Annotated in this window: 12 protein-coding genes; 8 read left to right on the top strand and 4 right to left on the bottom strand. The window is 72.2% G+C overall.

Annotated features, from left to right (window positions below; genetic code table 11):
- Window positions 1–4: 4 nt before the first annotated feature.
- Window positions 5–241, bottom strand: a complete 237-nt coding sequence (locus tag BUE41_RS31775; protein ID WP_234997092.1) for a hypothetical protein — start codon at window positions 239–241, stop codon at window positions 5–7.
- Window positions 238–1,221: a CoA transferase gene (locus BUE41_RS09055; RefSeq protein ID WP_234997090.1), complete on the bottom strand. Its 984-nt coding sequence runs from the start codon at window positions 1,219–1,221 to the stop codon at window positions 238–240. The genes BUE41_RS31775 and BUE41_RS09055 overlap by 4 nt, the downstream gene beginning before the upstream one ends.
- Before the next feature lie 178 nt (window positions 1,222–1,399).
- Here BUE41_RS09055 and BUE41_RS09050 point away from each other — a divergent pair, with 178 nt between their 5' ends.
- From BUE41_RS09050 to BUE41_RS09030, 5 genes are read left to right on the top strand one after another with little or no spacing between them, the layout of a single operon-like run.
- Window positions 1,400–3,010 carry an ABC transporter substrate-binding protein gene (locus tag BUE41_RS09050; RefSeq protein WP_073456548.1) on the top strand — a complete coding sequence of 537 codons (1,611 nt, stop codon included), beginning with the start codon at window positions 1,400–1,402 and terminating at the stop codon, window positions 3,008–3,010.
- Window positions 3,004–4,050: an ABC transporter permease gene (locus tag BUE41_RS09045; RefSeq protein WP_234997088.1), complete on the top strand. Its 1,047-nt coding sequence runs from the start codon at window positions 3,004–3,006 to the stop codon at window positions 4,048–4,050. The genes BUE41_RS09050 and BUE41_RS09045 overlap by 7 nt, the downstream gene beginning before the upstream one ends.
- A complete protein-coding gene (locus BUE41_RS09040; protein ID WP_073456547.1) occupies window positions 4,047–4,907 on the top strand; it encodes an ABC transporter permease in 861 nt (286 codons plus the stop codon). The genes BUE41_RS09045 and BUE41_RS09040 overlap by 4 nt, the downstream gene beginning before the upstream one ends.
- Window positions 4,904–5,710, top strand: coding sequence for an ATP-binding cassette domain-containing protein (locus BUE41_RS09035; protein ID WP_073456546.1), 807 nt, complete (start codon window positions 4,904–4,906; stop codon window positions 5,708–5,710). Before BUE41_RS09040 ends, BUE41_RS09035 begins: the two co-directional genes overlap by 4 nt.
- Window positions 5,710–6,348 (top strand): ABC transporter ATP-binding protein, encoded by a 639-nt coding sequence (locus tag BUE41_RS09030; RefSeq protein ID WP_073456545.1) that lies wholly within the window; start codon window positions 5,710–5,712, stop codon window positions 6,346–6,348. Before BUE41_RS09035 ends, BUE41_RS09030 begins: the two co-directional genes overlap by 1 nt.
- Here BUE41_RS09030 and BUE41_RS09025 read toward each other — a convergent pair.
- A complete protein-coding gene (locus BUE41_RS09025) occupies window positions 6,324–6,911 on the bottom strand; it encodes a TetR/AcrR family transcriptional regulator (RefSeq protein ID WP_073456544.1) in 588 nt (195 codons plus the stop codon). The genes BUE41_RS09030 and BUE41_RS09025 overlap by 25 nt on opposite strands.
- 63 nt (window positions 6,912–6,974) lie before the next feature.
- Between BUE41_RS09025 and BUE41_RS09020 the strand changes: the two genes are divergently transcribed.
- The gene (locus BUE41_RS09020; RefSeq protein ID WP_073456543.1) at window positions 6,975–8,381 is read left to right on the top strand and encodes a DHA2 family efflux MFS transporter permease subunit; all 1,407 of its coding nucleotides are present in this window, start codon (window positions 6,975–6,977) and stop codon (window positions 8,379–8,381) included.
- Window positions 8,382–9,142: 761 nt separating this feature from the next.
- On the top strand, window positions 9,143–10,117 hold the full coding sequence (locus BUE41_RS09015) for a cation diffusion facilitator family transporter (RefSeq protein WP_234997087.1): 975 nt from the start codon (window positions 9,143–9,145) through the stop codon (window positions 10,115–10,117).
- Here the strand turns inward: BUE41_RS09015 and BUE41_RS09010 are convergent, their stop codons facing one another.
- Window positions 10,118–11,698 (bottom strand): long-chain fatty acid--CoA ligase, encoded by a 1,581-nt coding sequence (locus tag BUE41_RS09010; protein ID WP_073456541.1) that lies wholly within the window; start codon window positions 11,696–11,698, stop codon window positions 10,118–10,120. It lies immediately after the preceding gene.
- A gap of 169 nt (window positions 11,699–11,867) precedes the next feature.
- On the opposite strand from BUE41_RS09010, the gene BUE41_RS09005 reads away from it, so the two are divergent.
- A complete protein-coding gene (locus BUE41_RS09005; protein WP_073456540.1) occupies window positions 11,868–12,773 on the top strand; it encodes an SMP-30/gluconolactonase/LRE family protein in 906 nt (301 codons plus the stop codon).
- Window positions 12,774–12,863: the final 90 nt, after the last annotated feature.

The following is a 12,863-nucleotide window of genomic DNA, read 5'->3' as shown; positions in this document are numbered from 1 at the left end:
CGCGTCAGCCGACCACGCCCCGGTCGTGCAGGCCGCCGATCTCCGGGTCGCTCAGCCCCAGGACCTCGGCGAGGACCTCGTCGGTGTGCTGGCCGAGGGCGGGGACGTCGCCGGCGGGGCCGTGGTCGCCGCCGAAGCGCAGGGGTGAGCGGGCGGTGATGAGGTCGTGGCCGCCGGGCATGGGCACGTCGGCCAGGACGGGGTGGTGGCCGCCGCGGTGCGCCTCGACGACCTCGCTCATGCCGCGGTAGCGGCTCCACAGCACGCGGGCGGCGTCGAGTTCGTCGGAGACGGCTTGAGGTCGCGAGCGGCGAACCACGGGCGCAGGACCGCGGCGATGGTCTCGCGCAGCCGGTAGCGCTCGGACTCCTTGGTCAGGTCGGCGTCGAGGGCACGTTCGAGAGCGGCGAAGACCTGTTCGGTGCCGGTGACCGTGCGCAGCGCCGCCCACTGGCCCTCGGTCAGCGCCACGACCATGACGCGGGCGCCGTCGGAGCAGGCGAAGTCGACGCCGAACGAGCCGTAGACGTGGTTGCCGTGCCGGGGCCGGTCGGCGCCGCGGTCGACGGCCTCGGACAGCCAACCGAGGTTGGCCACCCCGGCCAGGGCGACGTCGGCCAGCGCGAGCTCGATGTAGGCGCCGTTCCCGGTGCGGGCGCGGTCGTAGAGCGCGGCGAGCACCCCGGTGGACACGGTCAGCCCGGTGACCAGGTCCCAGGCGGGCAGCACGTGGTTGACCGGGGCGCCGCCCTCTTCCGAGCCGGTGATCTGCGGGATGCCGACCTCGGCGTTGACGGTGTAGTCGACGGCGGGGCGGCCGTCGGGGTAGCCCTGCACCCGCAGGTGGATCAGGTCGGGGCGGCGCCCGACCAGCACGTCGTTGGCCATCCAGCGGCGGCCCACGACGTTGTCCACCAGCACCCCGCGATCGTCGCCGGGGGCGGTGATCAGGGCGAGGACCAGCTCCCGGCCCTCGTCGGAGCGCATGTCGATCGTGACCGAGCGCTTGCCCTTGTTCAGCGAGGCCCAGTAGTAGGACTCTGCGTCGGCCGGGCCGGAACCGCTGCCCACCACCGGCCAGCGGTGGAAGTCGGTGTTGCCGCCGATCGGGTCGATGCGGATCACGTTCGCGCCCAGCTGGGCCAGCGTCATCCCGCCCGTCGGGCCCGCCACGAAGCTGGCGCACTCGACGACCTGCAGGCCGGCCAACGGACGGTTCATCGCTTCCTCCACGGGACACGGGTGCGGAGCGCCAGCCTACGAGCGGCCCGGGGCAGGTAGCTGCTGCGCACCTGTCCTATGGCAGAGTGCGCCATCAGATGGCTCTTGCAAATATCTTGCAACTGCATCTTCAATGCCTCGAGGTCGAGATCGCGGCGCTGCGGATCACGGAGGTTCGATGGCAATAGGTGCAGTGCGCGCCGGGCGGTGGCTGGCCTCGGCCGCCGCCGCGGCGGTGGTGGTCGCCGGCTGCGGCACGCCGGCGCCGGCTCCGGCTGAGGGAACGCCCGACGAGGTGCGGCTGGCGATCGGCGGGGAGTCCGACGAGGGCTACGACCCGACCCTGGGCTGGGGTCGCTACGGGTCGCCGCTGTTCCACTCGACGCTGTTGACCCGCGACGCCGACCTGAACATCGTCCCCGACCTCGCGACGAGCTGGTCGGTCAGCGACGACGGGCTCGTGTGGACCGTCGACATCCGCACCGACGCCCGGTTCACCGACGGCACGCCGGTCACCGCTCGCGACGTCGCCTACACGTTCACCACGGCGAGCCGCAGCGGCGGGCGCACCGACGTCACCGCACTGCGGGAGGCGGTGGCGGTCGACGACGACACCGTGGAGCTGCGGTTGACCAGGCCGCAGAGCACGTTCGTCAACCGGCTGGTGTCGCTGGGGATCGTGCCCGAGCACGCGCACGGGCCGGACTACGCCCGCAACCCGATCGGGTCGGGGCCGTTCCGCCTCGTGCAGTGGGACCCGGGCCAGCAGCTGATCGTCGAGCGCAACGACGACTACTACGGTCCGCGGCCGCCGTTCCGGCGCGTGGTGTTCCTGTTCACCGACGAGGACGCCACGATGGCCGCAGCCGCCGCCGGGCAGGTGGCGATGGCCGCCGTCCCGTCGTCGCTGGCGAAGGCCACCGTCCCCGGCATGCGGCTCGTCCCGGTCACGTCGGTCGACAACCGGGGGATCATGTTCCCCTACGTCCCCGCGACCGGCCGGACCACCGCCGATGGGCTCCCCATCGGCAACGACGTCACGTCCGACCTGGCCATCCGGCAGGCGGTGAACTGGGCGGTGGACCGGCAGGCACTCGTCGACGGCGTGCTCGAAGGCTTCGGTTCGCCCGCCACCGGCCCGGTCGACGGTCTGCCCTGGTACGAGTCCCGCTCGGCGATCGCCGGCAACGACCCGGCCCGCGCGGCCACGATCCTGGACGCTGCCGGCTGGATCGACTCCGACGGCGACGGCGTGCGCGAGCGGAACGGGCTGCGCGCCGAGTTCACCCTGCTCTACCCGGCTTCGGACACGCTGCGCCAGGGCCTGGCGCTCGCCGTCGCGGACATGGTCCGCCCGATCGGTGTGCGGATCGACGCCAAGGGGGTGAGCTGGGACGTCATCGACACCCGCATGCACGCCGATGCGGTGCTGTTCGGGTGGGGCAGCCACGACCCGACCGAGATGTACAACCTCTACTCGTCCCGGCAGGCGGGCATCGAGTACTGGAACCCGGGGTTCTACGCGAACCCGGTCGTGGACGCGCACCTCGATGCCGCGATGGCCGCGACCGACCCGGAAGCGGCGATCGAGCACTGGCGCGCCGCGCAGGCCGACGAGACCGGTGCCGGGTTCGGGCCGACCGGTGACGCGGCGTGGGCGTGGCTGGTCAACCTGCAGCACACGTACTACGTCGACGAGTGCCTCGACATCGGCCGCCCGCAGATCGAGCCGCACGGCCACGGCTGGCCGATCACGGCGGGCATCACGAGCTGGCGCTGGACGTGCTGACCACTGTGCTGGCTTCGCTGCTGGCCGAGATCGCGCGCCGGATCCTGCGCCTGGTGCTGCTCCTGGCCGCCGTGGCGGTGGCGTCGTTCGTCCTCATGGTGAACTCGCCGGTCGATCCGATCAGCGTCTACGTGGGGGCGGACATCGCCGCGATCGGACCGCAGCAGCGTGCGCTGATCGCCGAACGGTGGGGGTTCGACGATCCGCCGTTGGAGCGGTTCGGCGCCTGGCTGGGCAACCTGCTGCAGGGCGACCTCGGCTACTCGCTGACGTTCAACCAACCGGTCGGCGAGGTGATCGCGCAGCGCTTCCTCACCAGCCTCGCCCTGATGGCGGTCGCGTGGCTGCTCTCCGGGGTGATCGGGTTCGGCCTCGGTCTGCTGGCCGGCGTGCACCGCGGGCGGACGCTCGACCGGGTCGTGACCTGGTGGGCGTACACGCTGGCGTCCGCGCCGACGTTCTGGGTGGGTCTGCTCCTGCTCTACGTGTTCTCGGTGTGGCTGGGCTGGACCCCGCTGTGCTGCGCGGTGCCGGTGGGCGTCGTCGCCGACGAGGTCGACCTGCTCGACCGGATCCACCACCTCCTCCTGCCCGCGGTGACGCTGTCGATCGTCGGGGTCGCGCCGGTCGTGCTGCATACCCGGCAGGCCGTCGTCGAGGCGATGGAGAGCGACTTCGTCGCGTTCGCCCGCGCGCAGGGCGAGTCGACGTCCGGGCTGGTGCTGCACCGGGTGCTGCGCAACGCCGCGGCGCCGGCACTGCTGCTTCAGTTCAGCTCCTGGGGGGAGCTCTTCGGCGGCTCGGTGTTGGCCGAGCAGGTCTTCTCCTATCCGGGGCTCGGGGCCGCCACGACGCAGGCGGCGCTCGCGCAGGACGTGCCGCTGCTGCTCGGGATCGCCCTCTTCACCACCGTGTTCGTGTTCGTGGGCAATCAGCTGGGTGACCTCGTCCACGCCTGGGTCGATCCGCGGGTGCGCAGGCCGCGGCTCACGGCAGGGCGGGGTGTCCGCGCCCGCGCGCTCGCCGAGGAGGCGGCATGACCACCGCAGAGACGGTCGTGTCCGGGGCGGCGCTGCGGCTGCCTGACCGCAGACGACGGACGCTCTGGTGGATCGCCTCCGCGCTCGTCGTGGTGGCGGCCGTGGTCGTCGCGGGCACGGCAGCGGTCGACACTGCCCAGGCGACCTCGCTGACCGAGCGCAACCTGGCCCCATCGTGGGGGCACCCGTTCGGCACCGACCGGCTGGGCCGCGACGTGCTGGCCCGCACGCTGGCCGGCCTGCGGCTGTCCCTGGTGGTCGGCACGCTCGCTGCGCTGGTCTCCGCCGCGATCGCGGTGGTGCTCGCCTGCGCTGCGGCGGTGTTCGGCGGGATCGTCGACCGGATCGTCTGCTGGCTGGTGGACGCCTTCCTGGCCCTGCCGCACCTGGTGCTGCTCATCCTGCTGGCCTTCGCGCTCGGCGGTGGCACCCACGCGGTGGTGGTCGCCGTGGCGCTGACCCACTGGCCGACCCTGACCCGGGTGCTGCGCGGCCAGGCCCGGCAGGTGGTCGGCTCGGACTACGTCGCGATCGCGCGCGGCCTCGGCAGCAGCGCGCCGGCGATCGCGGCCGGCCACCTCGCCCGGCACCTGCTCGGGCACGTCGTGGTCGGCACGGTCCTGCTGTTCCCGCACGCCATCCTCCACGAGGCCGCGCTGTCGTTCCTCGGCCTCGGCGTCGACCCGGCCGAGCCCTCGATCGGCGTCCTGCTTGCCGAGTCCATGCGGTACCTCACCGCCGGCGCGTGGTGGCTGGCGCTGTTGCCCGGGCTCTGCCTGCTGATCGTCGTCAAGCTCGTCGACACGATCGGGGAGAACGCCCGTGCGCTGGTCGACCCGAGGAGCGTCCACCTATGACCCGACTGCAGATCGAGGACCTCACCGTCTCGTTCGTCCAGTACGAACGAGGACTGCGGCGCCGGGTCGTCCCAGGCCTGGCCGGCATGGATCTCGACGTCGCCCCGGGCGAGGTCGTCGCCCTCGTCGGTGCCAGCGGGGCGGGCAAGAGCCTGCTCGCCCACGCCGTGCTCGGCCTGCTACCGCCCAACGCCGTGGAGAGCGGCCGCGTCGTGGTCGACGGGTTCGAGGCGGCCCCGGCGGACCGCAGGCGGTTCGCCGGGCGGGACGTCGTCCTGCTCCCGCAGTCCGTGACCTACCTCGATCCGGTCGCCCCGGTCGGTCGCCAGATCCGCCGGGCCGCTCGGCTCGCCGGGTTGGCGGATCCGGCCGCGGCCGCGGCCAGCGCCCTGCACCGGCGCGGCCTCGGCGCCGAGGTGCTCGGTCGCTACCCCCACGAGCTGTCCGGGGGCATGGCCCGGCGGGTCCTCGTGGCGATGGCGTTGCTGGGCAGGCCGCGGATCATCATCGCCGACGAGCCGACACCCGGGCTCCAGCAGGAGAGCGCCGAAGCGGTGCTCGACGAGCTGCGGGCCCGCGCGGACGACGGTTGCGGCGTCGTCCTGATCACCCACGACCTGGTGGCCGCCCTCCCGGTGAGCGACCGGATCGTCATCTGCGAGGAGGGCCGGACGGTGGACGTGGCCGCACCGCAGGACTTCACCGGGGATGGGGAACGGTTGCGCCACCCCTACACACGGGCCCTCTGGCGGGCCCTTCCGGCGAACGGGCTGCGCCTGCCCGCCGTCGGGGAGGTGGCTTGATGCTGCTGCTCGACGGTGTCCGCTTCCGCTACGGCCCCCGATCGCCTTGGGTCGTCGCTGGTGCCCGGCTGGCCGTGGAACCCGGGGAGATCGTCGGGTTGCACGGTCCCAGTGGGGTCGGCAAGAGCACCCTCGGCCGGCTCGCCGCCGGGCTGCTGACCCCCGAAGCCGGCCGCATCGAGGTCGACGGTCGGCCGCCGCGACCGGCCCCAGGCCGGCCGCACCCGGTCCAGCTCGTGCTCCAACACCCCCAGCACGCGGTCGATCCCCGGTGGACCATCAGGGAGGTGCTGGCGGAGGCTGACCGGAACGCCGCACCAGATCCGGAGCTCGTGGGCGAGCACTGGCTCGACCGGTACCCGCACGAGGTCAGCGGTGGCGAGCTGCAGCGCGTGAACCTCGCGCGTGCTCTCCTCGCCCGTCCGCGCTACCTCGTCGCCGACGAGATCAGCGCCAGCCTCGATGCGCTCACGCAGGCCCGCATCTGGTACCTGCTGCTCGACCGGGCCCGGTCGGAGCGCATCGGGGTCCTCGCGATCTCACACGATCGCGCTCTGCTCGACGCGGTGGCCTCCCGGGTGGTCGGCTGGGCCGAGCTCTTCCGCGGGGTGGATCAGTCCGCCGCCGTTCCGGCGTAGTACCGCACGAGCGGCATGAACAGCTCGTCCACGATCGCGCGCAGGCGTTCCTCGCTCGGCGGCTCGCGGGTGGCCATCATCGCGTAGCGGGCCATGACGATCGGCACGGTGACGACGGACTCGGGAATCGGGCCGGGTCCGATCTCGCCGCGCTCCCGGGCGCGTTCGATGATCCGGCGGAACACGTCCGGGGCGGCGGACATGAGGGCATCGGGCACGTCGTCCAGCTCGCTGAGCAGGCCGGTCATGACGTCGACGCCGACCGCCTCGATGCGGGCGATCGCGCCGCGCAGCTTCTCCAGCACGTCGTCGCGCAGGTCGCCGGTGTCGGGTACCTCGTCGGCGATCGACCCGAAGTGCTCCTGCACCAGCGTCAGGACGAGCGCGGCCCGGTTCGGCCAGCGGCGGTAGACGACGGCGCGGCTGGTGCCGGCCGACTTGGCGACGGCGTCGATGGTGAAGCCGTCGTAGCCCGCGCGCTGCAGCTCGGCCCATGCCGCGTCGACGAGCGCCTGCTCCAGCGCGGCGCCCCGCCGGCGCTGCGGTTGTCCTACATCACTCACACATCCAAGGATACAGGTGTATCTTACGAGAGGTAAGAGACACGCGTATCTCAAGGAGAGATCATGAGTGAGCCGCTCGGCCGTCCGTTGGTGCGGCTGTCCCTGGTGCTCGTCCTCGGTGCACTCGCGCCGCTGGTCAACACGACGATCGTCAACGTCGCCCTGCCCGCGCTCGCGACGGACCTCGACGTCGGTATGAGTTCGGTCCAGTGGGTGATCACCGGCTACCTGCTGGCCCTCGGCGTGGCGGTGCCGCTCACGTCGTGGGCAACGGCTCGGCTCGGCGCATCCCGGTTGTGGCTCGTCGGGCTGAGCGTCTTCCTCGCCGGCTCGGTGTTGTCCGCGTTCGCGTGGGACCTCGGCAGCCTGATCGCCTTCCGCGTGGTCCAGGGCCTGGGTGCCGGCGTCATCCTGCCGGTGGTGCAGACGATCCTGGTCCGCGCTGCGGGCCCGGCCAAGACCGCCCGCGTGCTGACGATCGTGATGCTGGTCAGCGTGATCGCACCGATCGCCGGACCGCTCGCCGGCGGCGCCATCGTGGACGGCGGGAGCTGGCGGTGGATCTTCGCCGTGAACATCCCGCTGGTCGTGGCCGCCATCGCGCTCGCGGTCAAGTACGTCCCGCGGGACGCGGCCGACCCGACGCGCAAGCTCGACGTGCCCGGCCTGCTGCTGCTCGGCCCGGCCGTGGTCGCGTTGACGTTCGGGCTGACCAGCGCCGGATCCGGGGCCGACCCGATGGCCATCGGTCTGCCGCTGGTGCTGGGCGTCGTGCTGCTGATCGGGTTCGTGGTGTGGAGCCTGCGCAAGGGGAGCAGCGCGCTGATCCCGGTGCGGCTCTTCGCCGACCGCTCGTTCGCCGCGCCGTCGATCGCGCTGTTCCTCGCCGGGGCCGCCCTCTACGGGGCGCTCTTCCTGATCCCGCTGTACTTCCAGCAGGAGCGGGGAGCCGGCGCCTTCGCCGCCGGCATGATCCTCGCGGTGCAGGGCGTGGGGACCCTGCTGACCCGCTGGGTCGGCGGGATCGTCGACCGCGTCGGTGCCCGGACGATCACCGTCGTGAGCCTCGTCCTCGTCGCCGCCGCGACGGTGCCGTTCGCGATGGCCGACGAGACGACCAGCTACGCGACCCTCGCCCTCGCGCTGGTCGTGCGAGGTGGCGCCCTCGGTGCCGCGACCGTCGCCATCTCTGCCGACGCCTTCACGCACCTGCCGCGGCAGGACGTGCCGGCCGGTTCGGCCATCGTGCGGCTGCTGCAGCAGTTCGGCGGCGCCGCGGGGACCGCGGTGCTGGCGTCGGTGCTGGCGTTCGTCGCCGGGTCGTCGCCCCTGGGGATCGCCTTCCACGAGGCGTTCCTGTGGAGCATCGGGCTGAGCGTCGTGGCGCTGGTGCCCGCGTTGATGATGTCGGGACGCGGATCGGTGAGCGAGGCGCAGCCGGAGCCGAAGCCGGTGGCCGTGGGGCGGTGAGGCTCTGATCGGTGCATCGCCCGGGTCCCGCCCCGGAACGGGTTCCGGGGCCCTGATCCTGCCTCGGGTGGTGCTCTGGCGGGCGGCTCCACCGTCGGTCGCTCGCCGTCGCGATGCCGCAGGGCCGGTGGGTCCGCAAGCGGAAAGCGTGCTTGCAGACTCACCGGCCCTGTTGGCTTTTCGGTGGGCTGTGTGGGATTGCGCTCTGCTCCTTCGTCGCAGAGCGCGGCTCGCGCGCTCCTCACGTCGACGGCGGCTCCTCCGGTGCTCGCGCCCTCGTCCCTCGGGCGCTGCGCGCCTCCTCCGCCGTCGTCGACGCGCGCGAGCACGGTGGCCACCTCCGGTAGTGCTCGGACCGCGCGGCGAGGCGCAGTTCGGAGCCCGAGCCCCCGGGTGGCGTGGAGGTGGATCACGCCTAGCGGAGCTCCTCTCCTGCTACGAGACGGCAGGGAAGCGAATTTCCGGCAACCTGGCATCACCGCTTCCGCGCGGATCCGAAATCGTCGGTAGTTCTGCTTGCCTCGGAATGGCGTGGCGGAATTCGGGATCCGCGCCGGAGCGCCTCGGCCGTCGTGAAGACGTGGCAACGGCGAGCTCTGTGTATTCGGGCCGGCTTGTCAGTTGCACATGACGTGCAGCAAGGCGGGGAATGATCGCTGTGTTCGCGGAATGTCGTACATTCTTTTCCCGTGAACGCCGGAACACACGGACACGGCCACGGTCACGGCCACGGGCATGGACACGGCCACGAGCGGTCGGGCGTGCGCGGGTTCATCGCGTCGATCTTCGCCCCGCACAGCCACGACGCGGCGGATTCGGTCGACTCGGCGCTGGAGGCGAGTGCCGACGGGATCCGGGCGGTGCGGATCAGCCTGGTCGTGCTGGGGGTCACGGCGCTCGCGCAGATGGCCGTGGTGATGCTGACCGGGTCGGTGGCGCTCTTGGCCGACACGGTGCACAACGTGTCGGACGCGCTGACGGCGGTGCCGCTGTGGATCGCGTTCGTGCTGGGGCGGCGGGCGCCGACGCGGCGCTACACGTACGGGTTCGGGCGGGCCGAGGACCTGGCCGGGGTGTTCATCGTCGCGATGATCGCGCTGTCGGCGGGCGTCGCGGGGTACGAGTCGGTGCGGCGGTTGTTCGAGCCGGAGCCGATCGAGCACATCGGTGCGCTGGTCGTGGCCGGGTTGATCGGGTTCGTGGGCAACGAGTGGGTGGCGCACTACCGGATCCGGGTGGGGCGGCGGATCGGGTCTGCGGCGCTGGTCGCGGACGGGTTGCACGCGCGGACGGACGGGTTCACCTCGCTCGCGGTGGTGCTGGGGGCCATCGGGGTGGCGCTCGGGTTCCCGCTGGCCGACCCGATCGTGGGCCTGCTGATCACGATCGCGATCCTGGCCGTGCTGCGCGGAGCGGCGCGGGAGGTGTACCGGCGGCTGATGGACGCCGTCGACCCGGGCCTGGTGGACACGGCGGAGCGGACGCTGCGCGCGGTGCCCGGGGTCCTCGACGTCGAGGCGCTGCGACTGCGCTGGGTGGGGCACCGGGTGCGCGCGGAGGCCGGGATCGTGGTCGATCCCGGCCTGAGTGTGGTGGAGGCGCACGCCATCGCGAGCGAGGCGCACCACCAGCTGCTCCACCACGTCCCGAAGCTGGTCGACGCGCTGGTGCACACGAGTCCGGCGGGGCCGGAGGGGGCGGCGCACCACGACGCGCTCGCCCACCACAGGCGCTGATCAGCCCGCGCTCGGGGCCAGCGACGAGGTGGTCTGCTGCTTGCGGATCGTCGCCTTGTCGACCTTGCCGACGGAGGTCTTCGGGATCGCGTCGACGCGGACGAACGCGTCCGGCACCCAGTAACTCGGGAACTTCGATCGGACGAAGTCGCGCAGCTCGTCGTCGGTGACGTCGGTGGCGGTCACGAGCCAGGCGACCGGACGTTCCTGCCACTTCTCGTGCGGCACGGCGACGACCGCTGCCTCGGTGATCGCGGGGTGCTCCATGAGGTGGTTCTCCAGCTCGACGGACGAGATCCACTCGCCGCCGCTCTTGACCAGGTCCTTGAAGCGGTCCTTGATCCGCAGCGTGCCGTCCGGTTCGATGACGGCGACGTCTCCGGTGCGCAGCCAGCCGTCGTGGAACGACTCCGACGGGCCGGTCTGGCCCAGGTAGCTGCCGGTCACCCAGGGGGAGCGGGCCTCCAGCTCGCCCGCCGACCGCCCGTCCCACGGCAGCTCGACGCCCTCCTCGTCCACCACCCGCAGCTCGACGAGGGGGAGCGGGCGGCCTTGGTCGGTGTGGCCCTGCGAGAACGTCGCCATCGGGTGGGTCTCGGTCATGCCCCAGCCGTTGACGGTGTTCGCGCCGTGGCCCGCCCACCACTCGACCAGCGCGGGCGGCGGGGTCTGCCCGCCCATCCACACCGTGCGGATCGAGGAGAGATCGAACTCGCCGCGCCTGGCCAGGTACTCGTGGCGGATCAGCCCCATGACGGCGGGCGCGCCGATGAGCATGTCCGGGCGGTGCCGGGTGATGATCTTCAGGTAGTCCAGCGGGCTGGGGTGCGGGCCGGGCAGCACCAGCCGCGCGCCCTGCATCGTCGCCGCGTGCGGCACGCCCCAACTGTTGACGTGCGACATCTGGCAGGCGACGAGGTAGGACCGCTCCGGCGAGATCGCCACGCCGCCGGACAGCGAGATCGCCAGTGCGTGCAGGACCGTGCTGCGGTGGGTGTAGACGACGCCCTTCGGCAGCCCCGTCGTGCCTGAGGTGAAGCAGATGGACGCGGCGGTGCGCTCGTCGAGCTCGGGGAAGGTGGCCAGCTCCGCGGCTTCTGCGATCAGGTCGTCGAACGACCACGACCGCACCCCGGGGATGTCCGCCTCGCCGTCGCCGAGCACGACGACGTGCTGCACCGACGGGGTCGCGGGCACGATCTGGCGGGCGACGGGCAGCAGGTCGGCGTCGACGAGCAGCACCCGGTCCTCGGCCTGGTTCACCGCGTAGGCGATGTGCTCGGCAGGCATGCGCTGGTTGATCGTGTGCAGGACGGCGCCGATGCCGGGCACGCCGAAGTAGGCCGCCAGGTGGCGGTCGCTGTTCCAGGCGAGCGAGCCGACGCGGGTGCCGTGCTGCACGCCCAGCTCGCTCAGGGCAGCTGCGAGCCGGCGCGCGTCCGACCCGAGCTCGCGGTAGGTGAAGGCGCGGCGCACCTCCCCGGCCTCGCAGCTGAGGTTCACCCGATCGCCGTGGACGCGTTCCGCGTGCTGCAGCAGGGAGCTGACGAGCAGCGGGCGGTCCATCATCGTGCCGAGCATGGGCGCTCCCTCCGTCGTCGGTGGCGCCCCAGGTTCGTCGGTCGCGTCGCGGCGCAGGTGTCCGAATTCGCTACATGCGCGGCGTTGCGAATTCGGACAGATCCGTGACTGTGCGGTGGCCCACAGTTGCCACCCGTCCGCAGAGTCGCGACGAAGGGTCAACGCGCACATGACGACGACGAGGCCGGTCACGGTGGTGGCCGAGGGATTCACCTATCTCGAGGGACCGCGCTGGCATGACGGGCGCCTGTACTTCGTGGACTTCTACACGCACACGGTGAACGCGGTCGCCGCTGATGGTGGGCCGGTCGAGCAGATCGCCGTGGTCGACCAGCAGCCGTCCGGCCTCGGCTGGCTGCCCGACGGGCGCATGCTCGTGGTGTCGATGAAGGATCGCCGGGTGCTGCGCCAGGAACCGGACGGGACGCTGGTCGAGCACGCCGACCTGTCGAAGCTGTGCCCCTGGCACACCAACGACATGGTCGTGGCCCCCAACGGCAACGCCTACGTCGGCAACTTCGGGTTCGACGTCATGGGCGACGCCGAGCACGAGTTCACCAACGTGGTGCTGGTGCGCCCGGACGGGTCGGCCGAGGTCGTCGCCGAGGACCTGTCGTTCCCGAACGGCATGGTGATCACCCCGGACGAGCGCACGCTGATCGTCAACGAGCTGTTCGGCAACCGCGTGTCCGCCTTCGACATCAACCCCGACGGCACGCTCGGCCCGCGCCGGGACTTCGCGAACTTCGGCGACCTCGGCGACGAGAAGAGCTGGCAGAAGCGCGTCGAGCAGTCCACGATCACGCCGGACGGGCTGACCATGGACGCCGAGGGCGCCATCTGGATCGCCGACTGCGCGCACAGCCGCGCCCTGCGCATCGCTCCCGGCGGCAAGATCCTCGACGAGGTGAGCACCGCCCCCAACGGCGTGTTCGCGGTCGCCCTCGGCGGCGACGACGGCCGGACGCTGTTCATGTGCGTCGCGCCCGACTTCGACGAGAAGGCCCGCAGCGCCAACCGCGAGGCCCAGATGCACGCCGTCCGCGTCGACGTCCCGCACGCCGGGACCCCGTGAACTGATCCAGGACGTCCCGGACCGGAACCGGCCCGCCGGTCCGCGACACAGGTGGCCGGTCGCCGTGGTTTCTCCTCGCACCCCGCGGCG

This window comes from Pseudonocardia thermophila (genome assembly GCF_900142365.1).
Taxonomy (GTDB): Bacteria; Actinomycetota; Actinomycetes; order Mycobacteriales; family Pseudonocardiaceae; genus Pseudonocardia; species Pseudonocardia thermophila.
The sequence above is the reverse complement of the archived record's forward strand: the minus strand, read 5'-3'. Positions and strand labels throughout refer to the sequence as shown.

What these genes read in the sequence shown, in the direction of transcription:
- BUE41_RS09030 (WP_073456545.1), top strand. Translation starts at nt 5,710, where the DNA reads ATGCTGCTGCTCGACGGTGTCCGCTTCCGCTACGGCCCCCGATCGCCT.
- BUE41_RS09040 (WP_073456547.1), top strand. Translation starts at nt 4,047, where the DNA reads ATGACCACCGCAGAGACGGTCGTGTCCGGGGCGGCGCTGCGGCTGCCT.
- BUE41_RS09050 (WP_073456548.1), top strand. Translation starts at nt 1,400, where the DNA reads ATGGCAATAGGTGCAGTGCGCGCCGGGCGGTGGCTGGCCTCGGCCGCC.
- BUE41_RS09055 (WP_234997090.1), bottom strand. Translation starts at nt 1,221, where the DNA reads ATGAACCGTCCGTTGGCCGGCCTGCAGGTCGTCGAGTGCGCCAGCTTC.
- BUE41_RS09020 (WP_073456543.1), top strand. Translation starts at nt 6,975, where the DNA reads ATGAGTGAGCCGCTCGGCCGTCCGTTGGTGCGGCTGTCCCTGGTGCTC.
- BUE41_RS31775 (WP_234997092.1), bottom strand. Translation starts at nt 241, where the DNA reads ATGAGCGAGGTCGTCGAGGCGCACCGCGGCGGCCACCACCCCGTCCTG.
- BUE41_RS09005 (WP_073456540.1), top strand. Translation starts at nt 11,868, where the DNA reads ATGACGACGACGAGGCCGGTCACGGTGGTGGCCGAGGGATTCACCTAT.
- BUE41_RS09010 (WP_073456541.1), bottom strand. Translation starts at nt 11,698, where the DNA reads ATGCTCGGCACGATGATGGACCGCCCGCTGCTCGTCAGCTCCCTGCTG.
- BUE41_RS09035 (WP_073456546.1), top strand. Translation starts at nt 4,904, where the DNA reads ATGACCCGACTGCAGATCGAGGACCTCACCGTCTCGTTCGTCCAGTAC.